At 64.4% G+C, this 24,501-nt stretch carries 26 protein-coding genes and 1 pseudogene; 2 read left to right on the forward strand and 25 right to left on the reverse strand.

The annotated features are described in order from the left end of the window. Positions 1-23: 23 nt before the first annotated feature. From N5C91_RS24760 to N5C91_RS24835, 16 genes and pseudogenes are all read right to left on the reverse strand, one after another. Entirely contained in the window at positions 24-233 is a 210-nt protein-coding gene (locus tag N5C91_RS24760) for a tail protein X (protein WP_279832709.1), read from the reverse strand. Further along, complete coding sequence (locus tag N5C91_RS24765) at positions 205-1,110, reverse strand: phage tail protein (protein WP_279832711.1); 906 nt, start codon at positions 1,108-1,110, stop codon at positions 205-207. The genes N5C91_RS24760 and N5C91_RS24765 overlap by 29 nt, the downstream gene beginning before the upstream one ends. A gap of 9 nt (positions 1,111-1,119) precedes the next feature. Beyond that, positions 1,120-3,060, reverse strand: a complete 1,941-nt coding sequence (locus tag N5C91_RS24770) for a glycine zipper domain-containing protein (RefSeq protein ID WP_279832712.1) — start codon at positions 3,058-3,060, stop codon at positions 1,120-1,122. A 161-nt stretch (positions 3,061-3,221) separates the two neighbouring features. Beyond that, positions 3,222-3,563: a phage tail assembly protein gene (locus N5C91_RS24775; RefSeq protein ID WP_279832713.1), complete on the reverse strand. Its 342-nt coding sequence runs from the start codon at positions 3,561-3,563 to the stop codon at positions 3,222-3,224. Between the two features lie 11 nt (positions 3,564-3,574). After that, complete coding sequence (locus N5C91_RS24780) at positions 3,575-4,078, reverse strand: phage major tail tube protein (RefSeq protein ID WP_236201380.1); 504 nt, start codon at positions 4,076-4,078, stop codon at positions 3,575-3,577. Between the two features lie 12 nt (positions 4,079-4,090). Next, positions 4,091-5,251: a phage tail sheath family protein gene (locus N5C91_RS24785; protein WP_279832714.1), complete on the reverse strand. Its 1,161-nt coding sequence runs from the start codon at positions 5,249-5,251 to the stop codon at positions 4,091-4,093. Between the two features lie 1,609 nt (positions 5,252-6,860). Then, positions 6,861-7,730, reverse strand: a pseudogene (locus N5C91_RS24790) (phage tail protein); the annotation flags it as partial. Then, positions 7,721-8,335, reverse strand: a complete 615-nt coding sequence (locus tag N5C91_RS24795) for a phage tail protein I (RefSeq protein WP_279832715.1) — start codon at positions 8,333-8,335, stop codon at positions 7,721-7,723. The gene N5C91_RS24795 and the pseudogene N5C91_RS24790, both read right to left, overlap by 10 nt. After that, complete coding sequence (locus N5C91_RS24800) at positions 8,328-9,218, reverse strand: baseplate J/gp47 family protein (RefSeq protein WP_279832717.1); 891 nt, start codon at positions 9,216-9,218, stop codon at positions 8,328-8,330. The genes N5C91_RS24795 and N5C91_RS24800 overlap by 8 nt, the downstream gene beginning before the upstream one ends. Then, entirely contained in the window at positions 9,215-9,541 is a 327-nt protein-coding gene (locus N5C91_RS24805; protein WP_279832718.1) for a GPW/gp25 family protein, read from the reverse strand. The genes N5C91_RS24800 and N5C91_RS24805 overlap by 4 nt, the downstream gene beginning before the upstream one ends. A 110-nt stretch (positions 9,542-9,651) precedes the next feature. Then, positions 9,652-10,215, reverse strand: a complete 564-nt coding sequence (locus N5C91_RS24810) for a phage baseplate assembly protein V (protein WP_279832719.1) — start codon at positions 10,213-10,215, stop codon at positions 9,652-9,654. Continuing rightward, positions 10,212-10,742 carry a hypothetical protein gene (locus tag N5C91_RS24815; protein WP_236201373.1) on the reverse strand — a complete coding sequence of 177 codons (531 nt, stop codon included), beginning with the start codon at positions 10,740-10,742 and terminating at the stop codon, positions 10,212-10,214. Before N5C91_RS24815 ends, N5C91_RS24810 begins: the two co-directional genes overlap by 4 nt. 17 nt (positions 10,743-10,759) lie before the next feature. Next, positions 10,760-11,104: a phage holin family protein gene (locus N5C91_RS24820; RefSeq protein ID WP_024763586.1), complete on the reverse strand. Its 345-nt coding sequence runs from the start codon at positions 11,102-11,104 to the stop codon at positions 10,760-10,762. 301 nt (positions 11,105-11,405) lie between these two features. Then, positions 11,406-11,894 carry a GNAT family N-acetyltransferase gene (locus N5C91_RS24825; protein WP_279832721.1) on the reverse strand — a complete coding sequence of 163 codons (489 nt, stop codon included), beginning with the start codon at positions 11,892-11,894 and terminating at the stop codon, positions 11,406-11,408. Between the two features lie 83 nt (positions 11,895-11,977). After that, a complete protein-coding gene (locus tag N5C91_RS24830) occupies positions 11,978-12,337 on the reverse strand; it encodes a hypothetical protein (RefSeq protein WP_236201371.1) in 360 nt (119 codons plus the stop codon). Positions 12,338-12,356: 19 nt separating this feature from the next. Beyond that, entirely contained in the window at positions 12,357-12,566 is a 210-nt protein-coding gene (locus N5C91_RS24835; RefSeq protein ID WP_236172615.1) for a TraR/DksA C4-type zinc finger protein, read from the reverse strand. Positions 12,567-12,980: 414 nt separating this feature from the next. Between N5C91_RS24835 and N5C91_RS24840 the strand changes: the two genes are divergently transcribed. Together N5C91_RS24840 and N5C91_RS24845 are read left to right on the forward strand one after the other, a co-directional pair. Then, on the forward strand, positions 12,981-13,751 hold the full coding sequence (locus N5C91_RS24840) for a helix-turn-helix transcriptional regulator (RefSeq protein WP_236201370.1): 771 nt from the start codon (positions 12,981-12,983) through the stop codon (positions 13,749-13,751). A gap of 121 nt (positions 13,752-13,872) precedes the next feature. Then, positions 13,873-14,199: a pyocin activator PrtN family protein gene (locus tag N5C91_RS24845; RefSeq protein WP_236172617.1), complete on the forward strand. Its 327-nt coding sequence runs from the start codon at positions 13,873-13,875 to the stop codon at positions 14,197-14,199. A gap of 400 nt (positions 14,200-14,599) precedes the next feature. On the opposite strand, the gene trpE is transcribed toward N5C91_RS24845, so the two are convergent. The 9 genes from trpE to N5C91_RS24890 all read right to left on the reverse strand — a co-directional run bounded on the left by trpE (position 14,600) and on the right by N5C91_RS24890 (position 24,455). Further along, positions 14,600-16,093, reverse strand: coding sequence for an anthranilate synthase component I (gene trpE / locus N5C91_RS24850; protein ID WP_279832722.1), 1,494 nt, complete (start codon positions 16,091-16,093; stop codon positions 14,600-14,602). A gap of 213 nt (positions 16,094-16,306) precedes the next feature. After that, a complete protein-coding gene (locus N5C91_RS24855) occupies positions 16,307-17,125 on the reverse strand; it encodes a phosphoglycolate phosphatase (RefSeq protein WP_279832725.1) in 819 nt (272 codons plus the stop codon). Beyond that, the gene (gene rpe / locus N5C91_RS24860) at positions 17,125-17,799 is read right to left on the reverse strand and encodes a ribulose-phosphate 3-epimerase (RefSeq protein WP_045212681.1); all 675 of its coding nucleotides are present in this window, start codon (positions 17,797-17,799) and stop codon (positions 17,125-17,127) included. Before rpe ends, N5C91_RS24855 begins: the two co-directional genes overlap by 1 nt. 190 nt (positions 17,800-17,989) lie before the next feature. After that, the gene (locus N5C91_RS24865; RefSeq protein WP_054908041.1) at positions 17,990-18,817 is read right to left on the reverse strand and encodes an ABC transporter permease; all 828 of its coding nucleotides are present in this window, start codon (positions 18,815-18,817) and stop codon (positions 17,990-17,992) included. 16 nt (positions 18,818-18,833) lie between these two features. Continuing rightward, positions 18,834-20,081, reverse strand: a complete 1,248-nt coding sequence (locus N5C91_RS24870) for an ABC transporter permease (RefSeq protein ID WP_054908040.1) — start codon at positions 20,079-20,081, stop codon at positions 18,834-18,836. Between the two features lie 128 nt (positions 20,082-20,209). Then, positions 20,210-21,259 (reverse strand): ABC transporter substrate-binding protein, encoded by a 1,050-nt coding sequence (locus tag N5C91_RS24875; protein ID WP_169942396.1) that lies wholly within the window; start codon positions 21,257-21,259, stop codon positions 20,210-20,212. A gap of 68 nt (positions 21,260-21,327) precedes the next feature. Then, positions 21,328-22,437, reverse strand: a complete 1,110-nt coding sequence (locus N5C91_RS24880) for an ABC transporter ATP-binding protein (RefSeq protein WP_024763595.1) — start codon at positions 22,435-22,437, stop codon at positions 21,328-21,330. Positions 22,438-22,624: 187 nt separating this feature from the next. Next, a complete protein-coding gene (locus N5C91_RS24885) occupies positions 22,625-23,662 on the reverse strand; it encodes an ABC transporter substrate-binding protein (RefSeq protein WP_236172621.1) in 1,038 nt (345 codons plus the stop codon). A 163-nt stretch (positions 23,663-23,825) separates the two neighbouring features. Continuing rightward, positions 23,826-24,455: a response regulator transcription factor gene (locus tag N5C91_RS24890; RefSeq protein ID WP_138212997.1), complete on the reverse strand. Its 630-nt coding sequence runs from the start codon at positions 24,453-24,455 to the stop codon at positions 23,826-23,828. Positions 24,456-24,501 lie beyond the last annotated feature (46 nt).

Here is a 24,501-nt window from a genome sequence, read left to right on the forward strand (position 1 = left end):
ATTGCTGAAGTGCACGCTGCTGGTCAGTCCCACAAACGCACGCTCTGGTTAGCCGGCGCGAGCAGTTCCGGCAGGCGGATGATTACCCCGCTGCGCAACGGCTGAGCCTCGTCGGCCAATCCGGGATTGGCATCCAGCACAGCTTCCAGACAGCCGTTGAGGTGCCCGTAGCGCTGGTAGCAGAGGCGGTCCAGCAGGTCGCCGTCAGCGCTTCTGACTATCGTCGTCGCCATAGCGGGTGAACTCCAGGTCGAGGGTTTGCTGACGCGGCACGCCATTGGCGAACAGCGCCTCCTGCGTCTCGCTGATCTTGGTCAGGCACCAGTTGCCCAGGTCGTCGCCGCGACCGGTACCGAGATGGACCGGCTCGCTCAGCGCGGCGATGTCGCGCAGCATCCGCGGCTGGTTCCAGCCGACCCGCTGCGCGGTATCGCCGGCACGGATGAATAGCGGCATGACCACGCCATTGAGCGTGAGCGTTTCCGGGCCCAGGCCGACGCTCTGCTGCGCGCTGCGCCGGCCAAGCCGTGCCTGGTCCTTCCAGGCATAGCTGCTGGTACGGGTCAGGCGCTGGAAGCCGGTGGTGTCGACGTTGAAGTAGTAAGTCTGCTCGGTCGACTTCAACGGGGTCATGATCAGCAGGTGCTGCGGGACCTTGCACATCTGCTCGGAGGGATCGAGCCTGGGCGCCAGCACCGAGCTGGGCAGGATGTCCTTCAGGCGTGGATCGATCTTGCCCAGCACCTTGTTTACCGCCTGGCCGGCGTTATTGATCTCTTCCCCCAGCTTCTCCACGCGCTCGTTGACCTCGGCCGCCACCTGCCGGGTCTTGTCGAGGTTCTTCTGCAGCTTTTCCTGCTCGGCCTGGGCTTTCTTCACCACGTTCTGCAGCTTGCCCTGGGCGCGGACGATGCCATCGGTGGCGCGCTTGAGCTTCGCTGCCGCTGCGGGAGTGAGACCGGGCAGGCCTTCGAGCGCAGCGACGCCACTGCGGATATGCAGCAACGCCTTGTCCACCGGACCGGCAACCTGCTCCAGATCGCGCCGGGCGGCCGTGGCAGCACCGGCAATCATGCCCAGGCCGGTATTGAACTGTTCCAGATAGGTCATGGGGCCTCCTCACATGACGACGGTGTCGAACAACGCGTTGCGCTGCCGTTCCTGCTGGGCCTCGGCGATCAGCCGGCGCATCGCCGGGATCAGTTCGTCCAGCAACTGCTGCGGATTGACGATATTGCCCACCACGTTGATGCTCACCTGCGGCGAGAAGGTCCAATTGGGCGGAGCAGCAACAACGGCCGGCGGAGCTGCCGGCGGCGCGGCGAGCGATGGCGCTTTCGCTGCCTCGTCCGATGGGCCGAACAGCGCGCCGACCCTGCCACCTATCCATTCGCCGACGGTCGCGCCGATGGCGCCACCCACCAGCGTCCCCACGACGGGAATCGGAATCAGCGTGCCTAGCGCAGCACCTGCTGCCGCGCCAATGGCCGAGCCTCCGGCCTTGCCGTAGCCGACGGCCTTCTGCCCGGGCGACTGGTCACTGGCATAGACCGAGGCAACATCGGCGATCGCCAACGCGGCATTGACCGGCCCGAAACGTCGCAAGCCCGCTCCAGCTTTCCGTACCAATCCGCCCGCCGCCCTCCCGATGCCGGAAGCACCCACGCGGCGTGCCAGGCCTGCGCCACGACGCACGATGCCACCAGCAGCGCGACCGACACGCGAAGAGCGCACGGCTTGTGCCGCCCGGCCGAGCCATCCGGAGGCGGCTCCGGCGGCGCGTCCCAGGGTGGACCGGGCGCGCTGAAAGATACCGCCACGCGCCGCACTGCCCGAGCCGCCGGTTTTCGATTTTCCGCCGCCCTTGCCTTTGCCCTTGCCTTTCGGCCTGCCCTCGAGGAGACCGTCGCACACGCAGGCCGGCCAGTTGGTGACGAAGACATCCTGAACATCGCGCTTGCCCCAGTTCCAGGGCATTGCATCATTGGCGTCCTCGACGAATTTCTTTGCGTCGATCAGGGACTTCAGCGCCAGCAGACCACCGCCGACAAACTCCAGGGCACCTTGATGGCTGAGCATGGCATCGCCAATTCCCAGCATGGCGCCGGAAATCTTCTGCTCGCTGGCTTCCAGTTGCCCCAGCGGCGAGTCACGGCGTTTCTCCACGCCTTGCTGAAGCAGATCGGCAGGCGCGGCTGCCAGGGTCTGCCTGGACTGCAACAATGCCTCGCTCTTCTGCGCGTCGCCTGGCCGGACCGACGCCAGGCTGCCGAGCAGATCACGGCTGAACAACTCGACCGACGGCGCTTCCTTCTGGCCACGCCACGCCACTGCACTCAGCGCACGCTCCAGATCGACAGCATTGTTGATGCCACCTTTCTGCTGCAGGGCGCTGATCAGTTGTGCTGTCGTTTGCGTCGACACGCCCTGTCCCTGGGCGAACCTGGCCGCCACTGGCAACATCGCGTCCATATCGCGGAGCGGCACCTTGCTCTCGACCATGGCCTGTGCCAGATCCAGCACCTTGTCGTGCGGCATCGCGGCCTCATCAGCCACCTTCATGACCCGCTTGCCCAATGCCGCCTCGGCGACCGGGTCGTAGGGTTGTCCTGCCGCTTCGCGCACCTGCATCAGGCGCCCACGAAACGCGAGGCTCGCGCTCAGGGCGTATCGCGCAACATCACCGACAGAGTTCAGCTCGGACAACGACTTGGTCGCCGTTTCCATCCGCTGCCAGTCGTTCGCCGGTGTGCTCGCCGGTGGCGGCGCACTCACCGTGATCTTCGGCAGCCGAATTTCCGCCGGCCGCATCACCAGCAGATCGATGATCCGCCGCAGCGCCAGCCGGGTTTCACCTGCATTGCGCTCACTGGCGCGATGACGGATATCCTGGTTGTCCTGAACGGCATCGATGCCCTCCACCAACGTGCGCAGCGGCAGACTCGCATCCAGTTTTCCAACGAGGTTCCCCAGGCGCATGGCGGAGTCTGCGATCACCCGACCGAGCGTACTGCCCACCCCGACGACAGCCGCCACCAGCACGTCCGGCTTTTCACTCATTTCCATTTCATTCGCCCTCTGACGACATTCGCCACTTCGACGACAAGGGAGCGCCGGTCACCCGACGCTCCTTGAGAGCGACCTAGCCCGCCTCGTCCCCAAGCCACCAACGCAGGTCGCTCAGGGTCATGCGTTCCAGTTCGCCGGCCGTGAAGCCCGACTCAGTCGCCAGTCGCCGCGCCAACTGGCGCATCAACGCGAAGCTCATCGCCGTCGTCTCGCACCAGGCGAAAGTAGGCGTGCTGCAGCCGCTGGTAGTCACTGAGTTTCAGCCCCTCCAGGTCCTGGCGGCTGACCTGCAGCAGCGAGGCAAACAGTTGCAGTTCGCGCTCCTCATCATCACTGGCCACCTTGCTGGCCAGACGGATGTCGCGCACGGTCGGCGCACGCAGGGTCAGGGTGTCGACATCGATGCCGTTGCAGGAGGTCGGGCGCGACAGTTGCACCACCGCCGCGTCCTCGGACAGGCTCAGCCACGCGGGCTGTTTGACGGAGTCTTGCATCACGGCTCTCCTCAGACGCCCAGGTCGTTACGCATGGCAGCGAGCTGGTCGACACCGTCGATCTTGCGCACCGAGTTGGCCGGGTCGATCTCGAACATCTCGCGGCCTTCGACCTCCAGCTTGTAGTAGGAGACGGCCACGCTGTAGGTGCAGGCGGCCAGGTCGCCGGCCTTCCAGTCGCCCGGGTTGATTTCCTTGAGCAGGCCGCGAACGGTGGCGACCACCGGCACGCTGCCGCCCTTCTGGGTCTTGAAGGAGCCACGGAAGGTGCCGTTGAAGGCGCCCTGGTCGCTCAGGCCGAAGAACTTCATGGCCTCGCGGCGTGCACCGTTGGTGGTGAATTTGGCTTCCATGGCCTCCAGGCCCACATCGAGCAGGACCGGAGCGTCCATGCCGCCGGCACGGTACTCCTGGGTCTTCACCTTGAGGGTCGGCAGGGTCAGGGACGGCACGTCACCGGCAAAGCTGACGCCGTCGACGAAGAGGTTGGTGTTGGTGAGGATCTGCGGAATCATCTGGGGTTCTCCTTAAGCTGCGTCCAGTACTTCGGTGAGCCACTGATCGGTCACCTCGACGCGGAAGTTGGGGTTCTCGGCAGGCGGTACGTCGGTGAAGCGGATGTTCCAGTACACCTTGCCCTGGGCCAGTTGGCTGGCGGTGTTGAGTTCCGGGTCGGCGTACACCTCGAAGTCGATCACCGCACCCTGGTTCTTCAGGTCGCGCATGAAGGCCTGCAGGCCCTCGGTGACGTCCTTCACGTAGGTCTTGGTGATGCCGCGGTCGACCGCCCACTTGTGCCCGGCGAGGATCGCGTCCATCACCATGTCCATGGTCCGCACGCGGGTCACGAAGGCCCATTTGGCATCGCTGGAGAGGGTGCGGTTGCCCCACAGGCGGTAGCCGTCGTCGCGGATGATGGTGGTGATGTTGGCGTTGTTGAGCAGGTTGGCGCGGCAGGTCTCGTCGCCGTCGAGGAACTCGATGGGGCGCCCGGTGCCGGTGATGCCGAGCAGTTCCTTGTTCGACGGCGAGGACCAGAAGCCGTACTGGCTGTCGGTCCAGGCGAACAGCGCGGCGGCGTTGGCCGAGGCCGGCGCATCGACGGTGGCGCTGCTGGCGGTATCCCAGTACTGCACGCCCGGATCGACCAGGAAGATACGCTTGCTGCCGAACTCTTCGGCGTAGGCGAGCGCTGCCTCGTCGGTGGTGTTCGGGCCATCGACGATGGCGATGGCGCGCAGCTTCTCGGCCAGCGCGCCCATGGCGGTTGCCACCGCCTGGGTGGCGGAGTGCTTCGGCGCGATCAGCAGGCGCGGCTGGGCATTGAAGCGCGACTTGCCGTCGAGCAGCGCCTGCAGACCGGTACGCTGGCCGGCTTCGGTGACGCTGCCGATGATGGCAGAAGTCAGCTGTGCCGCGTCTTCGACCTTGGCTACACCCACTGCCACGACCACCGCGGCGGACTGGGTGAAGATGGCGGTACAGGACTTGTAGATCGCCGACGCAGTGCCGAAGGCAGCGGCCGCTTCACGCAGGTTGGTGAGCAGTACGGGCATGTCCGCCTGGGCGGTCAGCTTGCTGTCGGGGGTGAAGGTATCCACCAGGCCGATGATCGAGGACGACGGCAGCGCAATGATGCGCGCACCGACGTCGACATTGGTGACGGTGACGCCGTGAAAGAAGCTCATAGGGTTTTCTCCAGACATAAAAAAACCGCCGGGAGGCGGTTGGGTGGTTTGCCTTTGCCGCTGCGAGCGGGTGGCAAGGTTGCAGGCATCGTCCATACAGACTTTTGATGCCGGGGGAAGAACAACTGCAACTTCAGATTGGTCAGTAGCCTATTGCCATCCAATCGAAGCCCATGGTGCCGGGCGCCCCATTCTTATCAACGCAATAGAAAACCCCTGCCGTATTTGTCCTGTTGTTAATTCCGACATAAACGGGCAGTCCAGTGGCAACCCAGCGTCCGACAGCGGTGACCGAACCCACGCCGTTCGGGAACGGTATGGGCCAGGCCACATTCGCAATTCCGTCGGCACCAGAGATAAATCCGCCCCACTGGATGATCAGTCCGCTGGGAAGCCGCTGAAATCCGGCATTTGCCAGCGAAGCGCCAAAACTTTTCGCGAGAGCGTTGCTTGCAGAGCCAGAACTGATGATCCAAGACCCACCGGATTTAATCAGGCAGATGTTTTCTCCCGGCCCCAATACAAAAGAGCCCATCAAGCCACCGGTCAATGGATATATCTTGTCGGTACCCTGTGCCTGCAATACGAGAGCAGCAGCATTGCTGCTGCCGATTTCCAACGTAGCGCCTTCGATAACGGCGGCTATGGCAGGTAATACGATGTTGTAACCAGAAGCTCCAGATGCCAGCACGTATTTACCGGTGTCGGCGGCAGTCAATGTCGTTGCGGCACTGACGTAGAGGACTGAGGCCATGTTCCCGATCGCTCGTTGAACGAATGCCGTAGTTGCTAGCGAAGTGTCGTTATCGAATTGCGCAGGAGTAGGCGCCGTCGGATTCCCGGTCAACACTGGAGAACTCCGGGGAGCCATTGGCGCAATCGCTGTCTGAACGAAAGCAGTAGTCGCCAACTGCGTGGAGTTCACCCCGGCCGCCGCTGTCGGCGCGGTTGGTACTCCAGTGAATGCAGGGCTATCGGTTACCGCGATGTCTTTCCAAGCTGACCAGATTGGCGCGGCCGCCGAGCCATTCCCAGTACAACTACGCCAGCCGCTACGACCACTATTGGTGTCCTGCACACACTGGATCGCCTGGAACACACCCGCCTGGTCAGCGCTACGAACCCAGAACTGCACCGTCAGAGTTGGCGAATACCCCACCGGTATCCCCGTGGTCGTTGCAATACTGCGATAGATCCCCGACACAACGTTGCTGCAGTCATCAAGTGATGCATTGGGCCAGTTCGGTTGATAACTGGAAGCTCCCAGTCCGACCGCCCCTAGCGCTGCCGACAACGAAGCCTGGGTCGTCAGCTCTTGCCAGGACAGCCAAGCCGACGCGCTACGACGCCTGAACAGAAGTCGATCGCTGGAGATCGGTTGAAAAAGCTGGAAGCCAGCCACACCATAAATCTTGTGCAGCACTACCCCAGAACTGCTGACGGGAGCCCCGACCGTCGTCGAGCCGACATAGTAGAGGCCAGCCGGCAGGCTCACATCATCTATGTCCGCCATGCTAGGACCAGTGCTCACTGCGCCGAGGCCGACCTTGTCGCGCAGGAAATTCCAGACAAAAGCCGTGGTGGCCACGGCAGTATCGTTGCGCTCGCTGGCAGCAGTCGGAGCTGTCGGGGTACCGGTGAAGCTCGGCGACGCCAGCTTCGCCAACCCATTGGTAATGTTCTGGAACGCCAGCGCCGTGGTGCCCAGGACAATCGTACCGTCGGTTACCAACTGCCAGACGCTGTCCGCCTGAACGGTACCGCTCTCCACGGTAACGGTGAGCCCCGGCGTGACCTCGCTGTTCTCATCAGCATCGGTCGCACGTTTCCAGGCGCTGGTAGCGACGACATACAGACCATTGTCCACGGCGTTGGTCTGGTTCTTCACCAGTACGCGGTCCCCCGCGGCCAGCGCGACACCATCCACCGTCTGCAGTCCGCTCAGGGTGATGCTCGCGGTAGTCGCCACACGCACCGACTGCTTGTAATCCAGCCGATTCAGCGCCGTGACGATGGAGTTATCCACATACTCCCGAGTCGCCAGCACCACGCTCGGATCGATCTTCAGCTCCACCGACGCCGCATTGCTGACGATCAGCACGATGCGCACGGTCTGGGTGCGGCCGCTGCCTTCGGCCAGTTGCGGTTTATAGGAGGGCGCGCAGTTGGCGTAGGCGATCAGCGCGCCGGCTTCGTCGTACAGGCCCATCTCGCGGATCCACCAGCCGCCCACATCTTCGGGGATGACCTGTTCGGCGATGATCTGCGAGTTGTTCGCCGGGTCGACGCTCAGGCGGTTCAGCGGCGCGCGGCGGACTTCGTTGACCAGCTGCGTGCGGCTGGCGTCGGGGGTCGGCACATTGCCGCCGCCGTCGCCCAGGGCGAGCTGGGTGATTTTCAGGGTAGTGCCCAGCGCGGTGGCATTCGCCAGCTTGCCGGCACCGATCGTGGTGAGAAGTGCGTAGTAGGTTACGGCCATGGGTAGACGCTCAAGCTATCGATGGTGTGCTCCCGTCCCGGCAAGCCGTAGCTGCCGAGTGCTTCGATCACATCCGGGAGGTAGGGGTAGACGGTGACGATGTCGCCGTCGTATTGCCCGGAGCCGACGGTGATCCGCCCCTGGGATTCCAGGCTGATATCCAGCCCGATGAGGTGCCGCGTGAGCGGTTTGGCGTCTTCGATCAGACGCTCCACCTCCTGGTACATTTCTTCGCTGATGCCGCTGTCGAGCACACCGATGCGCAGCCGGAAGGTGCCCGGCTCGCCCATGGGAGTGCCCTGCCACCACTCGATGATCTCGATCAGGTAGCCCAGCGGTTCGATCACCCGCCGCAGCGCGGCGATGGTTCCCTTGTGCTGGTGGATGCGGAAGGCCGCGGCCACCGCCTTGCGCTTCACCGCCTCGCTCCAGGCCGGGTCCCAGCGGTCCACCGACCAGGCCCAGGCCAGGTAAGGCAACAGCGCGACAGGGCAGCGTTGCGGGTCCATCAGTTCGCGCAGGGGCACCGGCAGGTCGGCGACCTGCACATCAGCCAGGACGCGCTCCAGCGGTGTCGAATTGATCGGCAGCAGGCGGCTACTCATCGGAGCCACCGACACGGATCTGGTAGCCGCTGCAATACGCCGCCTGGGTGGAATCGAGCACCACATCGGCCGCCGGCTTGGCCAGCTCGACGCGCTGCACACCCTCCACATGCAGGGCGGCGAACAGCGCGCTGCGGCGGATATCCCGGCCGATGCGGCGCTGGGTGGCGATATAGCCCTGCAGCGACGCTTCGGCAGCCTGCTGGATCAGCTCGGCCTCCGGCCCCGGGTAGATGTAGAGCACGGCATCGACCTGGTAAGGCACGATGGCGGCGGACTGCACCGTGAGACGGTCGCCTACCGGGCGCACATCCTCATCATTCAGCGCAGTGCGCACCGCCTGGAGCAGCTCTTCCGAGGCAGCACCATTGCCCTCGGACGACAGCACGCTGACCAGCGCTTGGCACGGCTGCGGACTGATCGCCGAGACATCGGCAATACGTCCATCGGCGCCGAGTGCAAAGGCCACGTAGGCATTGCGCGGGCCGGCCACCGACAACTGGTCGAAGGCCAACTGGGTGCGGTTGCGCAGCGAGTCGTCGCCCTCCAGCACGGCCGGCGTCGGCGGTGAAGTAGTGGCGTCCGCCTGCTGAATCACCAGGCGTTTGACGTTGTAGCCGGCGGCCAGTTGGTCGAGGTCGCCCTGGGTCGCATAGCCGAGCAGCACTGCACGGGCGGCGTCGTTGATCCGCGCACGCAGCAGCAACTCGCGATAAGCCGCCAGCTCGAGCAGCTTGACCACCGGATCGGATTCCACCGCGGCATTCCAGCCTTCGCCCATGGCGCTGCGAAAGTCCGCCAGCAACTCCTCGTAGAGCGTTTCGTAGTCGAGGCTCTCCACCACCTCGGGGGCGGGCAGTTGAGACAGGTCGATCAAGCTCATGCCGCCACCTCCAATCCGATTTCATCGCCCAGGTAGACGCCGCGCAGGCGCAGCGAAACGCCGCCGGCGACCACTGCCACCACCTGCACGGAACTCAGTCGCAGACGTGGCTCCCAGCGGCCGATAGCGCGGGCCACTTCGGCCTGTACCGCGCCCTTCCAGCCTTCGGTCACCGGCAGATCGACCATGCGCCGCAGGCGACTGCCGTACTCGGGGCGCATGCGCCGGCTGCCCAGCGGCGTGGTGAGAATGTCCTCGATGGATTGCTTGAGGTGCGCCAGCGCGCCGAGCGGCTGGCCGTTGCGTCGATCCATGCCGATCATGGCCGCGCCCTCCGCCGCTCAGTGTGCGCACGGGAAAAGTTGCCCATGGCAGGTCTCCAGAAATGCAAAGGCCCGCACTTGGCGGGCCCGGGTGGGAAGTCGATACGACTTCAATGGGTGTGGTGGTTGCTGTTGCCGGCGGTATCCATGATCGAGCCGGTACTGCTGATATTGCCGTTCACCGTCAGCGCACCCTTGATGTTCACCGGCCCGCTCAGCTGGATACTGGCGGCGCTGACAGTCACCGCGCCAGGGTCGATCACCACCTGGGTGCCACCGACCTTCACCGTTGCACTACCGGCAGGCAGTTGCAGGTCGTAGCGATGCGCCTGCCAGTCGTAGCTCAGCATCGCGCCGTCGGGAAAATGCCAGCTCTCCACCTCGCCACGGTTGTTCGGCGGCGCCGATGCCGCGCCGAACAGCCCCGGTATGAAGGTGCCCATGGCGGCCGTGCCGGAAGGGCTGAGCAACACGCCCTGCTCGCCCAGACTCGGCGCACGCCAATGCCGGGCGACGCCGGCAGCCTGCGCGTGCCAGCGCACCCAGGCGCTGGTCCACTCGCCGGAACGCACCCGCACCCGTGCTGCCGCCAGGTCCACCGCCACCACCTCGCAAGGCATGACCAGCGCGGCGAGCATGCGGTCATGCTCGGCGCTGACGTAGTCCTGGTTCATTGCAGGGCTCCCGGATCGAAGTAGTCGTCCTCGTGGCCGGGGCCGGTCTCGGGGTCGAAGCCCAGCACCAGGCTTCCCGGTGGCTGGTCTTCCCACGGCCACTCGGTTTCACCCAGCAGCACCGGCTGTTGCCACTCCACCAGCCACACGCGGCAGGCCGCGAGCTGGGGATTGTCAAGTTCCGGCTGGGCCTGGATGAAGCTCACTGGCTCCAGCTCCAACCCCCAGTTCTGGGCGCGCAACAGCACCGCCAGCGCGGCGACATTGCGCAGCGCGAGCGCCTCGGCTTGCGCGTCGTCGCGCGGCACCAGGATGCGCGCCTGCAGCCGGCAGATCAGCACCGTCTGCCCATTGCCGGGGTCTCGCCCGGGCAGCAGGCCGGCGTACTCCAGCGCCAGCGCAGGAAGTGTCGCCGGTGCTTGCTTGAGTGGGCCACGCAGAAAGGCGCCGATCTCGGTCAATCGCGTGGATAGCGCCTCCTCCACCGTGTCGAGCAGCAGGGCGAGGGTCAAAGGTTGTTCGGACATGTCGTCTCCTTGAAGCATCACTCTTGTCCGCGCTCGCTTGGCGGCAGTTCGCAGACGCCCAGGCGCTTGGCCGCCCAGCGTTCGTAGAGGCCGACGGCGATCTCTGCACCGGCCGCCGCCGTCAGGCTGCCGATGGCAGCAGCCAGCGTCAGCGAGGCGCCACAGGCCATGGCCAGGAACATCACCGCCATGCCGCAGACGATCGAAGCGCCGGAACGCAACGCCAGCCGCCGCAGCAACCGCCAGCCGCCCAGACCGGCCTTGTCGGCGCGCCACATTTCACCGCTGATGCCGCCCGCAACTGCGAGCAGGATCAACCCCCACAAAGGCACATCGGCCAGGGTCTGAGGTTCGTTGCCCATTGGCTCACCTTGGATAAAGACGCCCGCGAACGGGCGAAACCGGCGGCTATCAGCCGGCCGGGGATGACTGCCGGCCTGACCGCCGGCGAACCGCCGAAGTCGACGGATCAAAAAACGCGGGCATGAAAAAGCCCGGCTCAATGGCCGGGCTTTTTTAAGGTTTCGCGTTGTGCTCCCTGGGGACGCACCTTTACAAGAATGACTACTTTTTACCCCCCGATTCCCGCTGGGACAAGGCTTCTCGGGGAATGCGCTGCAATACACAGATGACACACCGTAATGTGCTGCCGAAACGCAGAAATCAACCTTCGGAAATTTCAGAGGGCTTGATCATCAGCACGGTGGTAAAGCCGCTGTGCCACTCCTCGTCAGGGTAGAAATCGACTTCCGCATAGCCATGCTTGCCATAGAAGGCGCGCGCCTGATGGTTGAAGGTATCGGTCTCCAACCGGGCCTGAGAGAAACCTGCAGCGCGGATTTTCTGTTCCGCGTGATCCAGCAACACAGCACCAATGCCACGGCGCTGCTGGCCGGGTGAGACGTGCAGGGCATCGATGAAGTCGTCGCGCCAATCGAGCAGGCCGACGATCTCGCCATCGATGCAGGCGACCTGGAAATGCGCCAGGCGCTCGCGCACGTAGGCGGCGGTATGCGCAGAGGCCTCGAAGCAGGCGATGGCCTCGGCGCTCAGTGCGGGCTTCCAGGTGGCCTCGTAGGTTTCGCCGAGGATACGCAGGATAGCCTCTGCGTCGGCAGGCCCCGCGCGGCGGACAGAGATGGGAGTCGTCATGGGCCGCGAGCATAGCGCAATGCCGCCCGCGCGAAACAAGAAGCCCGGCGCAAGGCCGGGCTTCGAATGGTTACCGGGGGGACTCAGGCGGCGCGGCGCATCAGCCGCGACTGGATACTCTGGTGTGCCACGTGCAGGCGCAGGTAGAAGGTGTTGCGGCTGCAGCGGCAGTGCCGGTACTTCTGCGCGGCTTCGCTGTCGCGGTTGAGGTAGTGCTCGGTGACGACGTCCTTCTGCTCATCGGGCAGCTGGTTGATGATCAGGTCCAGTTCGGCAACGCGGTCGAGGATCACCTTGCTGCCCCGGGTGCCGCGGATCATCTCGCCCTTGTTGGCGATCATCATCGCCAGCAGGTTGCCGCCGGCGTAGCCACCGCCCGCGCTGCCGGGGTTGTGCATCTCTTCGGCCCAGAGCTTGAGCATTTCATCGATCGGCTTGATCACGGCGTTTCTCCCTGGCGGCTCAGTGCCGCCGCTCCAGTTCATCCATTGCCTGGCAGTCGATGCAGCGTGTGCAGCCCGGCGCGGCCAGGCGGCGCGCCGGCGGGATGTCCTCGCCGCAGTCTTCGCAGTACTCGGCGGAACTGACCGCCAGGCGAGAACGACGGCTGTGCAGCAGGTCCTCGATGCGGTCGAGCACCAGGTCGTTGGCGTAGTCGGCGATATCAGCCACGGCGCACCTCCGCGTCGGCGGTACGAGTGGAATGCCTGGCGTGTTGCAGGTGTTGATTCATGAAGGTCCTCCTGGCGACCTGCCCTCCGTGGTCGCCGAGCCTTCGGTCGGCCTGTGGTGGTCAGTCGCGATCTGTTCGTCGCGGACGCCTGACCATCGTGGTGGCGTCCCTTGCCGGTGCGCGGGCGGCACCTCCCTGGCCCGCCCGCGCCCTCCAGCCTGCCCCGCGCATCGCGCTTCGCAGGCAACCCGCGGCATCCTTGCCGCGGTGAGGGGGAAGCCGTTCGCCTCCCTTCAGCCGAACTGCAATTCATCTCTTCGTTTGGCTGCTGGCTTTTATGATTACAACCATAGCTATATTTAGTCAACACCAAAGCTATTTACACGCTACAACCCAGGAGGTAGAGTGCTCCCATGGAAAACTCACCCTCATCGACGCTGGCCGACCGCCTGAAACAGGCAATGGCCTCGCGTAACCTCAAGCAGGAAACCCTGGCCGAAGCCGCCGGGGTTTCGCAGAACACCATCCACAAGCTGACCTCGGGCAAGGCACAGAGCACGCGCAAGCTGATCGAGATCGCCAGCGCGCTGGGCGTCTCGCCGACCTGGCTGGCCACCGGCGAAGGCTCGCCGACCGCGGCCACCAGCGCCCCCGCGCCACGCCCTGCCGATGGCAGCCCGCTGCGCCTGGAACCACTGCACCCATGGGATAGCGACACACCGCTGGACGAGGACGAAGTGGAACTACGCCTGTACAAGGAAGTGGAACTGGCGGCCGGCGCCGGACGCACCGCAGTGCGCGAGATAGAGGGGCGCAAGCTGCGTTTCTCCTACGCCACTCTGCGCGCGGCGGGGGTCGACCCGGCGGCGGCGATCTGCGCCCAGCTCACCGGCAACAGCATGGAACCGCTGATCATGGATGGCTCCACCATCGGCATCGACACGGCCACCACGCACATCACCGACGGCGAGATCTATGCCCTGGAACACGAGGGCATGCTGCGGGTGAAGTTCGTCTATCGCCTGCCCGGTGGCGGCATCCGCCTGCGCAGCTTCAACCGTGACGAATACCCCGACGAGGAATACCCGGCGGAGCAGTTCGACAGCGGCCAAATCCGCATGATCGGCTGGGTGTTCTGGTGGTCCACGGTGCGCCATCGCCGCGCACCGACGCTGGTTCGCTGAGCCTGTTTCGCATGAGGAAGACCCCGCTTCGGCGGGGTTTTCTCTGCTCGGCGATTGAATACAAATACAACCTTTGCTATATTTACTCCTGTCGCTACCACCATCGGAACAGGAGAGTCCCATGCAGTCGACCGCCGCTATTCGCCCCGCCCCGCGCCCGGAGACGGTGAGCCTGGTCTATCAGATTTTCGGGGACGTCCTGGTGCCGCTGGAGCAGGTGCGCGAGCGCTGGTTCCGCAACCTGAACCGGGAGAATTTCAGCAAGGCACTGTCCTGCGGGCGCATCGCCCTGCCGGTGACCACCCTGGACGACAGCCACAAGGCGATGCAGTACGTCGCAGTGGATCACCTCGCTGCGTATGTGGAAGAACGTTCACAGCAGGCAGACGCCGCCCTTGCCCGGCGCAAAGCGAATCTGCAGGTGGTGGAGGCGCGCCAGGCTGGGTGATTGGGCTCTTGTAGGAGCAAGCTTGCTCGCGAACCCGCTTAACGTCGGGGGCCGCCGGCGAACGCTGTTCGCGAGCAAGCTCGCTCCTACGAAAAGCCGTGCAATTGAGAAACTTTTGCGTGGGGAGTTTCCCTCTCCCCAACCCTGGCTGCGCGCGCCACTCCGAAGGGAGAGGAAGCCGATTGCGCCGGCTGACGCCAAGATTTCATCCTGCGCCGAACGGTCCCCTCTCCCTCTGGGAGAGGGTTAGGGTGAGGGTCGATCTGAGCGTGAAACCATCTGGCACAAGCGGATTCTGTCCGCGATATCCACGAACCGCGCCGCCCCGCCGCGGACGGAGTCCGCTCCTGCGAAAAGAAAAAGCCCCGCCGAAGCGGGGCTTTTCAGTCGAGTCAGCGACTCAATCGTTACCGTGCAAACGCGCGGTGTGCTCGGCCAGCGCCACGGCGCGGAACATCGCGCGGCGCTTGTTGATGGTTTCTTCCCACTCCGCCGCTGGCACCGAGTCGGCAACGATGCCGCCGCCGGCCTGCACGTGGAGTTCGCCGTTCTTGATCACCGCGGTTCGGATGGCGATGGCGGTATCCATGTTGCCGTTCCAGGCGAGGTAGCCGACAGCGCCACCGTAGACACCGCGCTTGACCGGCTCCAGCTCGTCGATGATTTCCATCGCGCGGATCTTCGGTGCGCCGGACAGGGTGCCAGCCGGCAGGATGGCGCGCAGGGCGTCCATCGCGCTCAGCTCCGGCTTGAGCTGGCCGTTCACGTTGGACACGATGTGCATCACGTTGGAGTAGCGCTCGATCACCATCTGTTCGGTGACCTTCACGCTGCCGGTCTGCGACACGCGACCGACGTCGTTGCGACCGAGGTCGATGAGCATCAGGTGCTCGGCGATTTCCTTGGCGTCGGACAGCAGGTCTTCTTCCAGCGCGCGGTCGGCCTCTTCGGTCGCGCCACGCGGGCGGGTACCGGCGATGGGCCGCACGGTGACTTCGCCATCCTCGACGCGCACCAGTACTTCCGGCGAGCTGCCGACGACATGGAAGTCGCCGAAGTTGAAGAAGTACATGTACGGCGTTGGGTTGAAGCAGCGCAGCGCGCGGTAGAGGTCGATGGGCGCGGCGCTGAAGTCGATGGACATGCGCTGCGACGGCACGACCTGCATGCAGTCACCGGCAAGGATGTACTCCTTCACGGTATCCACCGCGCGCTCGTAGTCCTCGCGGGTGAAGCTGGCGCGGAACTGCGGCTCCGGTGCATTGACTGCGCTGAAGTCCAGGCCGCGGCGCGGGGTGATCGGCTGGCGCAGGCGCTCCAGCAGCTCATCCAGTTGTGCCAGGCCCTTGTCGTAGGCATCGGCCTGGGCCGGGTCGGCGAGGACGATCGCGTGCATCTTGCCGGCGAGGTTGTCGAAGACAACTACCGCGTCGGAGACCATCAGCAGGATGTCCGGGTTGTTCAGCGGGTCCGGGTTCGGGCACTGCGCCAGGCGCTGCTCGACGTAGCGCACGCAGTCATAGCCGAAGTAGCCGACCAGGCCACCGTTGAAACGCGGCAGGCCGGCGATGGTCGGCACGCGGTAGCGCTCCTTGAATTCCTCGACGAAGGCCAGCGGGTCGGCGCACTCGAAGCTCTCGGTTTCGACGCCGTCGACCTTGATGCTCGCCTGGTGACCGTAGACGCGCAACACGGTGCGGCTGGGCAAGCCGATGATCGAGTAACGGCCCCACTTCTCGCCGCCCTGCACGGACTCGAGCAGGTAGGTGTTCGGGCCGTCGGCGAGCTTCAGGTAGATCGACAGCGGGGTGTCGAAGTCGGCAAGGGTTTCGCAGGTCAGCGGAATGCGGTTGTAGCCTTCGACGGCCAGGCGCTGGAATTCTTCGCGGGTCATGATCAGCCTCGTGGAATAAGAGCCTGTTTAGGATCTCGCGAGCTAGAGCGGAACAAGGCGAAATCGCTTGAGAGAGCGGAGTTTACACGCAGTAAACGAGCATCTCGAAAGCGATTTCAACGCAGTGCCGCCGACGCGCAGCAGATAGTAAACGGGCTCTGAGGGGGAAACGGACTTGGGTGCACACACGCCGGGCGGGCCGGCCAAAGGATGTCAGGCGCGCCAGCGCCAGCGGGCCAGGGCCTTGATGACTTTCATCCAGAGTGTGTGGGGAGCCGTTTCCACGGTGCTGTCTCGCTGAGCGGGTTTTGAAGCGGAGTCGGGCAACACTATCGCTTTGCCCGAGTCGAAGCAAGGCAGCAGATGGCGCAGGTCGTCGAGCACCAGTGTCGGGGTTTCCTCGGCGATGGGGCGACCGTGGTTGTAGCCGTAGCTCAGACCCACACTGCGCACACCGGCGGCCTTGGCGGCGAGAATGTCGTTGCGCGAATCGCCGACGAACAGCGCCTGCTCCGCCGACACACCGGCCATTTTCATCACGAACAGCAGCGCAGCCGGGTCAGGCTTCTGCTGCGGCAGGGTGTCGCCGCCAATGATCCAGCGGAAAAACTTGCCCAGCTTCATTTCGTCCAGCAGCGGGCCGACGAAGCGCTCGGGCTTGTTGGTGATCAGCGCCAGCTCGACGCCGCGCTTCTTCAGCCACTTCAGGGTCTCGATGACGCCGGGGTAGACCACGGTCAACGCATGGCTGTCGGCGTAAGCCTCCATGAACAGCTCAAGTGCGCGCTCGGTGTCTTCCTCACTGACACTTTCATGCTCGATGTCGCCCGCCAGGGCGCGGCGCACCAGTACGCGCGCGCCATTGCCGACCCAGTGACGCACGGCGTCCAGGCCGGCCGGCTGGCGCCCGAGCGCCAGCAGCATCTTGTCCACCGCCGCGGCGAGGTCGGGGACCGAGTCCACCAGGGTGCCGTCCAGGTCGAACATCACCAGACGCGGCAGCCCGGCGAACGGCAGTTGTGCAGCGCTCATCACTTGCGCGCCTGCGCCAGCTCGGCATGCATGGCGCGGATGACCTCGGCGTAGTCCGGTGCGTTGAAGATCGCGGAGCCGGCGACAAAGGTGTCGGCGCCAGCAGCGGCGATCTCGCGGATGTTCTTCACGTTCACCCCGCCGTCGATTTCCAGGCGGATATCGCGTCCGGAAGCATCGATCAGCGCGCGCGCTTCGCGCAGCTTGTCGAGGGTACCGGGGATGAACTTCTGCCCGCCAAAGCCGGGGTTCACGCTCATCAGCAGGACCATGTCGATCTTGTCCATCACGTACTTCAGCGCGTCCAGCGAGGTGGCCGGGTTGAACACCAGGCCGGCCTTGCAGCCGCCGTCCTTGATCAGTTGCAGGGAACGGTCGATGTGCTGGGTGGCTTCCGGGTGGAAGGTGATGTAGGTGGCGCCGGCTTCGATGAAGTCGCCGATGATGCGGTCCACCGGGGAGACCATCAGGTGCACGTCGATGGGTGCGGTGACGCCGTACTTGCGCAGGGCCGTGCAGACCATCGGGCCGATGGTGAGGTTCGGCACGTAGTGGTTATCCATCACGTCGAAGTGAACGATATCGGCGCCGGCAGCGAGCACCTTGTCGACGTCCTCACCCAGGCGGGCGAAGTCGGCGGAAAGGATCGACGGAGCGATGGCGTAGGGTTGCATGGCGCACCTCTGTGGGCGGAAATCACGGATGGCGCGCATTGTAGCCGCTCGGAAGGCTCGAAGGGGATTGGGCCGATAGTCGAGACGGAAAGGACTTGGAAGCGGAAGGGAAAGCGGGCAAAAAAATCGCGGATCGATCCCGCCCCTGTGGGTGAGCACAGGGACGGAAACGTCCGCGAAACACTGTGAATCAGGAAGTCGGTGCAGTCCGCAGTTTCTCGCTGCGGCCGCGCAGCCACTCAAGGGTCAGCAGGAGCAGGACGGAGAAGCCGATCAGCAGGGTCGCCGCAGCGGCGATGGTCGGGCTGAGGTTCTCGCGGATGCCGCTGAACATCTGGCGCGGCAGGGTGGCTTGCTCGGGGCCGGCGAGGAACAGGGTCACCACTACTTCATCGAAGGAGGTGGCGAAGGCGAACAGCGCACCGGAAATCACCCCCGGGGCGATCAGCGGCAGGGTGACCTTGAAGAAGGTCAGCACCGGCGGCGCGCCCAGGCTGGCGGCGGCGCGCACCAGGTTGTAGTTGAAGCCCTGCAGGGTCGCCGACACGGTGATGATGACGAAGGGCACACCGAGCACCGCGTGGACGATGATCAGCGAGATATAGCTGTTGCCCAGGCCCAGCGGCGCGAAGAACAGGTAGCTCGCCACGCCGATGATCACCACCGGCACGACCATCGGCGAGATCACCAGGCTCATGATCAGCGCCTTGCCGCGGAAGTCGCCGCGGGTCAGGCCGATCGACGCCAGGGTGCCGAAGACCATCGCCAGCACGGTGGCCGCCGGGGCGACGATGATGCTGTTGGTCAGCGCACGCATCCACTCGGCGGAGTTGAAGAAGTCGGCGTACCAGCGCAGGGAGAAGCCCTGCAGCGGGTAAACCAGGAAGGTGCCGGAGTTGAACGACAGCGGCACGATGACCAGTACCGGCAGCACCAGGAACAGCAGGATCAGGCCGCAGAGGATGCGCAGGGTGTAGAACCACACGCGCTCGACCGGGGACATGTAAGGACTCAGCATCTTCTTGTTCTCCTCATCAGCCCAGGCGCAGGCGGCTCGCGCCCACCAGCCAGCCGTAGATCACGTAGAGCACCAGGGTGGCGAACAGCAGCAGGCCGCCCAGGGCCGTGGCCATGCCCCAGTTGATGGTGGTGTTGGTGTAGAAGGCGACGAAGTAGCTGACCATCTGGTCGTTCGGGCTGCCCAGCAGAGCCGGGGTGATGTAGTAGCCGATCGACAGGATGAACACCAGCAGGCAACCGGCGCCGACACCCGCGACGGTCTGCGGGAAGTAGACCTTCCAGAAGCTGGCGAACGGGTGGCAGCCCAGGGAAATCGCGGCGCGCATGTAGCTCGGGGAAATGCCCTTCATCACGCTGTAGATCGGCAGGATCATGAACGGCAGCATGATGTGCACCATGGAGATGTACACGCCGGTGCGGTTGAACACCAGTTGCAGCGGCTGGTCGATCAGGCCCATCTTCAGCAGCGCGCCGTTGATCAGACCGCCCGACTGCAACAGCACGATCCACGCGGCGACACGCACCAGGATCGAGGTCCAGAACGGCAGCAACACCATGATCATCAGCAGGTTGGACTTGCGGGTCGGCAGGATCGCCAGCAGGTAGGCCAGCGGGTAGGCCAGCGCCAGGCAGATCAGGGTGATCACCGCGCCCATCCAGAAGGTGCGGGCGAAGATGTCCAGGTAGATCGACTGGTCGGGCGTGGCGCGGGCAATCTCGCCCAGGTCGTCAATGCGGTGATCCAGAGCCGCCAGCAGATAATAGGGCGTGACGGAGCTGGCATTGCGGCGGATCGCCTGCCAGTAGGCCGGGTCGCCCCAGCGCTCGTCGAGGGCCTCCATGGCGTCCTTGTACGATGCAGGCTGCTCCTTGAACGGCAGCGCGCGGGCAGTCTTGGACAGCAGGCTGCGGTAGCCGGCCAGTTCCATGTTCAGGCGCTTGGAAAGGTCACCGATGGTCTGGTTCTTGCGCGCGGCGACCAGGTCTTCGCTCAGCGCCTTGTACACCGCATCCGAGGGCAGCGACTTGCCGTCCCATTCGGAAATGGCGTTGACGGTCAGCGGCATCGCGCCGACGACCTCGGGGTTGTTCACGCTCTTGTAGAGCAGCGCCGCGATGGGCACCAGGAAGGTCAGCAGCAGGAAGACCAGCAGGGGCAGCACCAGCGCCTGGGACTTCAGACGGTTCATCCGCTCCGCGCGCGCCAGGCGCTGCTTGAGGGTGGGGCCGGCGACCTCGTTCAGAGACACAGCGGTGGCCATAGCGAACTCCGGTAAAACGGGCCGCCCGAGGGCGGCCAAGGTGTGGTGTCAGGAGGAACCGCCGCGAGGGGGAACGGCGGCTCCGGTCCGTCGCGGCTCGGGCAGCCGCGACGGCAAGGGACGGCTGCTTACTTGGCAGCCCAGGCGTTGAAGCGCTGCTCCAACTGCTCGCCGTAGTCAGCCCAGAAGGTCACGTCCATGCCAACCTGGCCCTGCATGTTTTCCGGGGTAGTCGGCATGTCTTTCAGCAGGTCCTTGCTCAGCAGCGGTACGGCGTTCTTGTTGACCGGGCCGTAGGCGATGTTCTCGGAGTAGGTCTTCTGCTGCTCGGGCTGGACCGAGAAGGCGATGAACTTGAGGCTCTCGTCCTTCTTCTTGGCGCCTTTCGGGATGGCCCAGGCGTCGAAGTCGTAGATGCCGCCGTTCCAGACGATCTTCAGGTTGCTCTCTTTCTGCACGGCGGCGATGCGGCCGTTGTAGGCGGAGCTCATGACCACGTCACCGGAGGCGAGGTACTGCGGCGGCTGGGCGCCAGCTTCCCACCACTGGATGCTCGGCTTGATCTGGTCGAGTTTCTTGAAGGCGCGGTCCTGACCGTCCTTGGTGGCCAGCACCTTGTAGACGTCCTTGGGCGCGACGCCGTCGGCCATCAGGGCGAATTCCAGGGTGTACTTGGCGCCCTTGCGCAGGCCGCGCTTGCCCGGGAATTTCTGGGTGTCCCAGAAATCGGCCCAGCTGGTCGGCGCGCTCTTCAGCTTGTCGGCGTTGTAGGCCAGCACGGTGGACCAGACGAAGAAGCCGACGCCGCAGTTGCTGACGGCGCCCGGCACGTAGTCTTCAGCCTTGCCGAGGATGGCCGGGTCGATCTCTTCGAACAGGCCTTCGTCACAGCCGCGGGCCAGTTCCGGCGATTCGACTTCCACCAGGTCCCAGGAGACGCTGTTGGTGTCGACCATGGCCTTCACCTTGGCCATCTCGCCGTTGTATTCGCCGGCGACGATCTTGTTGCCGGTGGATTTTTCGTAGGGCTCGTAGAACGCCTTCACCTGGGCGTTCTTGTTGGCACCGCCGAAGGACACCACGGTCAGGTCGGTGGCGGCCATGGACTGGGCCGCAAAGGCCACGCCCAGAGTCAGCGCTGCGAGTTTGAGCCCCGATGCTTTCAAGGACTTCGACATTATTGTTGTCTCCACAGTGTGCAGTTTGTTTTTCTTGGATGCGTCCGGGAGTGGCCGGTCCGCTTTCGTTACGCCGCGGACAGCGGATCGAGCGCGCGGACGTGCTCGACTTCCCAGCCCAGCGGAACCACGTCGCCAACACTGAGCGCGGGATCGAGCTCGGCGATCGGCTGTTTGACGAAGAAATCGGTACGGCCGCAGACCTCCAGGCGAATGCGCACGTGGTCGCCCAGGTAGATGAACTCGGCGACGCGGCCGGAGAAGCGGTTCACGCAGTTTTCGCTGTGGCCGTTGAGGCGCACGCGCTCGGGGCGGATCGACAGGCTGACGGTGTCACCGACGTTGCCGACGTTGACCGCCAGCGCCTCGACCTTCTCGCCACGGGCCAGGCCCACGGTGCAGCGGTCTCCATCGCGAGCCTGGAGCTGGCCGGCGATGCGGTTGTTCTCGCCGATGAAGTTGGCGACGAAGGAGTTGCGCGGGTGCTCGTAGAGCTCGGCCGGCGGGGCGATCTGCTGGATCTCGCCCTGGTGGAACACCGCCACGCGGTCGGACATGGTCAGGGCTTCGCCCTGGTCGTGGGTCACGTAGACCACGGTCACGCCGAGGCGCTGGTGGATGTGCTTGATCTCCATCTGCATGTGTTCACGCAGCTGTTTATCCAGCGCACCCAGGGGTTCGTCCATCAGCACCAGTTGCGGCTCGAAGACCAGCGCGCGGGCCAGGGCCACACGTTGCTGCTGGCCACCGGAAAGCTGGGCGGGATAGCGGCCGGCGAAGGTGTCGAGCTGGACCATCGACAGCGCACGCTTCACCCGCTCGCTGACATCGGTCTTGCTCATGCCGCGCACGGAGAGCGGGAAGGCCAGATTCTCGGCCACCGTCATATGCGGGAACAGCGCATAGTTCTGGAACACCATGCCGATGTCGCGCTTGTGCGGGGGGACGTTGTTGATGGCGCGGCCGGCGAGCTGGATTTCACCGGCGGTAGGAGTTTCGAAACCGGCCAGCATCATCAGGCTGGTGGTCTTGCCGGAACCGGACGGCCCCAGCAGTGTCAGGAATTCGCCTTTGCGAATGTCCAGATTGAGGTCCTTCACGATGAGGGATTCGCCGTCGTAGCTCTTCTGCACGCCACGGAAACTCACCAGCACATCGTTTGCCTGATTCTCGGCCATCACCGCACCTTTGTTTTTTTGTAAATGCCGTTGATCTCAAGCCTAGAGAAGCTGGACCGGCGCGCAAATCGGGCGGTATGAGAGATTGCTATAAGGCTTAGAGAGGATGCTTTGTAGGGATTGCCCTACAAAAAATGGCGATTTGAAATGTCAGACCCGCTGCTCTGCAACGGGCCTGAATACCCTCTCAGCGCTTGGCCCAGGCCTGGAAGCGCTTCTCCAGCGCATCGCCGTGCTCAGCCCAGAACGCCACGTCCATGCCGACGGCATTGGCGATGTTCTGCGGCGCGGTCGGCAGGTTGGCCGCCACGTCCGGCGCCAGCAGCTCCACCGCCTTGCGGTTGGTCGGGCCGTAGGCAATGTTCTCGGCGAAGGCCTTCTGCTGTTGCGGCTGGCCGGCGAAGTTGACGAACTGCTCAGCCAGTTCCTTCTTGAACACGCCCGAGGGCAGCGCCCAGAAGTCGAAGTCGTAGATGCCGCCGGCCCAGACCATACGGAAGCCCTTCTGCTCGCCCTGCGCGGCGGCGATCCGGCCGTTGTAGGCCGAGCTCATCACCACGCTGCCGTCGGCGAGATCACGCACCGGGTCCTGCCCGGACTTCCACCAGTTGATGTTCGGCTTCAGTTCGTCGAGCTTGCGGAAGGCGCGGTCGACGCCGTCATTGGTGGACAGCACCTTGTAGACGTCCCTGGGCGCGACGCCGTCGGCCATCAGGGCGAACTCCAGGCTGTACTTGGCGCCCCAGCGCAGCCCGCGCTTGCCGGGGAATTTCTTCGTGTCCCAGAAATCCGCCCAGCTGCTGGGCGTGCCCTGCAGCTTGTTCTGGTTGTAAGCCAGCAGCGTGGTCCAGACGAAGATGCCAACGCCGCATGGCTGTATGGCGCCGGGAACGAAATCGGCGGTGTTGCCCAGGGTCTTGGGGTCGAGCTTCATGAACAGCCCTTCCTCGCAACCGCGCGCGAGCTCGGGGGCCTCGACTTCCACCACGTCCCAGGACACATGGCTGATCTCCACCATGCGTTTGAGCTTGGCCAGGTCGCCGTTGTAGGAGCCGTGGACGACGGCGTTGCCGGTCACTTCCTTGAACGGTTTGTAGAAGGCCGCCTCCTGGGCTTCCTTGTTCGCGCCACCGAAGGAAATCACCGTGACGTAGTCCGCCAGCGCCGGCATCGCGGCGCTCCCCAGCAGGCCGAACAGCAGCCCTCCCCTTACCGCTCGCAACATCTTCTTCTCCTTGTTATCACGACGTACCGCATGAAGCCGGCAATCATTCCCTGCCTCACGCCCGCTAGATAGACGGTTTGTTACAGAAATCGGACACGTCGCACAGAGTGAAGGGAAAATTCAGCGAGCTCGTTGCTGGGGGTCAAACCGCGGTGCCGGGCGCTCAGACGAGCTTGTGTTCCATGGCGTAGCGCACCAGGTCGGCTACCGAATTGGCGTTGAGCTTCTGCATCAGCCGCGCCTTGTGGGTGCTGATGGTTTTGCTGCTGACCGCCAGTTGCTGGGCGATCTCGTTGACGCCTTCACCTTGTACCAGGCGCTCGAATACCGAGAACTCACGCTCGGAGAGCAAGGCGTGGGGCGGGCGCGAATCGGTCAGGCCGACTTCGAAGACCATCCGATCAGCGAGATCGGGGTCGATATAGCGGCCGCCACTGGCAACCTTGCGGATCGCCGTCAGCAGCAGCGCCGGATCGCTGTCCTTGGTGGCATAGCCCGCCGCGCCCACCTTCAGCGCGCGGGCCACCATCTGCACTTCGTCATGCATGGAGAGCATCAGGATCGCCGGCGGATTGTTCAGCGCGCGAATCCGCGGGATGGCTTCCAGGCCATTGACGCCGGGCATGGAGATGTCCAGCAGGACCACTTCGCAGGGCGTCTGGCGCAGGGTTTCGAGCAACTGCTCGCCGTTGGTGGCCTCACCGACCACCTGAAGGTCCTTGGCCATGCCGATCAGTTGCTTGATGCCTTCGCGCACGATCGTATGGTCTTCCGCCACCAGCACTCGAATCACCGCCGTTCCTCCCGTTTCACTCTTGTCATTGTCGTTATGCTTGCCG

Origin of the sequence: Pseudomonas sp. GD03903 (assembly GCF_029840045.1) — a bacterium.
In the GTDB taxonomy this organism is placed as follows: domain Bacteria; phylum Pseudomonadota; class Gammaproteobacteria; order Pseudomonadales; family Pseudomonadaceae; genus Pseudomonas; species Pseudomonas pseudonitroreducens.

What these genes read in the sequence shown, in the direction of transcription:
- N5C91_RS24760 (WP_279832709.1), bottom strand. Translation starts at nt 233, where the DNA reads ATGGCGACGACGATAGTCAGAAGCGCTGACGGCGACCTGCTGGACCGC.
- N5C91_RS24765 (WP_279832711.1), bottom strand. Translation starts at nt 1,110, where the DNA reads ATGACCTATCTGGAACAGTTCAATACCGGCCTGGGCATGATTGCCGGT.
- N5C91_RS24770 (WP_279832712.1), bottom strand. Translation starts at nt 3,060, where the DNA reads ATGAGTGAAAAGCCGGACGTGCTGGTGGCGGCTGTCGTCGGGGTGGGC.
- N5C91_RS24775 (WP_279832713.1), bottom strand. Translation starts at nt 3,563, where the DNA reads ATGCAAGACTCCGTCAAACAGCCCGCGTGGCTGAGCCTGTCCGAGGAC.
- N5C91_RS24780 (WP_236201380.1), bottom strand. Translation starts at nt 4,078, where the DNA reads ATGATTCCGCAGATCCTCACCAACACCAACCTCTTCGTCGACGGCGTC.
- N5C91_RS24785 (WP_279832714.1), bottom strand. Translation starts at nt 5,251, where the DNA reads ATGAGCTTCTTTCACGGCGTCACCGTCACCAATGTCGACGTCGGTGCG.
- N5C91_RS24795 (WP_279832715.1), bottom strand. Translation starts at nt 8,335, where the DNA reads ATGAGTAGCCGCCTGCTGCCGATCAATTCGACACCGCTGGAGCGCGTC.
- N5C91_RS24800 (WP_279832717.1), bottom strand. Translation starts at nt 9,218, where the DNA reads ATGAGCTTGATCGACCTGTCTCAACTGCCCGCCCCCGAGGTGGTGGAG.
- N5C91_RS24805 (WP_279832718.1), bottom strand. Translation starts at nt 9,541, where the DNA reads ATGATCGGCATGGATCGACGCAACGGCCAGCCGCTCGGCGCGCTGGCG.
- N5C91_RS24810 (WP_279832719.1), bottom strand. Translation starts at nt 10,215, where the DNA reads ATGAACCAGGACTACGTCAGCGCCGAGCATGACCGCATGCTCGCCGCG.
- N5C91_RS24815 (WP_236201373.1), bottom strand. Translation starts at nt 10,742, where the DNA reads ATGTCCGAACAACCTTTGACCCTCGCCCTGCTGCTCGACACGGTGGAG.
- N5C91_RS24820 (WP_024763586.1), bottom strand. Translation starts at nt 11,104, where the DNA reads ATGGGCAACGAACCTCAGACCCTGGCCGATGTGCCTTTGTGGGGGTTG.
- N5C91_RS24825 (WP_279832721.1), bottom strand. Translation starts at nt 11,894, where the DNA reads ATGACGACTCCCATCTCTGTCCGCCGCGCGGGGCCTGCCGACGCAGAG.
- N5C91_RS24840 (WP_236201370.1), top strand. Translation starts at nt 12,981, where the DNA reads ATGGAAAACTCACCCTCATCGACGCTGGCCGACCGCCTGAAACAGGCA.
- N5C91_RS24845 (WP_236172617.1), top strand. Translation starts at nt 13,873, where the DNA reads ATGCAGTCGACCGCCGCTATTCGCCCCGCCCCGCGCCCGGAGACGGTG.
- trpE (WP_279832722.1), bottom strand. Translation starts at nt 16,093, where the DNA reads ATGACCCGCGAAGAATTCCAGCGCCTGGCCGTCGAAGGCTACAACCGC.
- N5C91_RS24855 (WP_279832725.1), bottom strand. Translation starts at nt 17,125, where the DNA reads ATGAGCGCTGCACAACTGCCGTTCGCCGGGCTGCCGCGTCTGGTGATG.
- rpe (WP_045212681.1), bottom strand. Translation starts at nt 17,799, where the DNA reads ATGCAACCCTACGCCATCGCTCCGTCGATCCTTTCCGCCGACTTCGCC.
- N5C91_RS24865 (WP_054908041.1), bottom strand. Translation starts at nt 18,817, where the DNA reads ATGCTGAGTCCTTACATGTCCCCGGTCGAGCGCGTGTGGTTCTACACC.
- N5C91_RS24870 (WP_054908040.1), bottom strand. Translation starts at nt 20,081, where the DNA reads ATGGCCACCGCTGTGTCTCTGAACGAGGTCGCCGGCCCCACCCTCAAG.
- N5C91_RS24875 (WP_169942396.1), bottom strand. Translation starts at nt 21,259, where the DNA reads ATGTCGAAGTCCTTGAAAGCATCGGGGCTCAAACTCGCAGCGCTGACT.
- N5C91_RS24880 (WP_024763595.1), bottom strand. Translation starts at nt 22,437, where the DNA reads ATGGCCGAGAATCAGGCAAACGATGTGCTGGTGAGTTTCCGTGGCGTG.
- N5C91_RS24885 (WP_236172621.1), bottom strand. Translation starts at nt 23,662, where the DNA reads ATGTTGCGAGCGGTAAGGGGAGGGCTGCTGTTCGGCCTGCTGGGGAGC.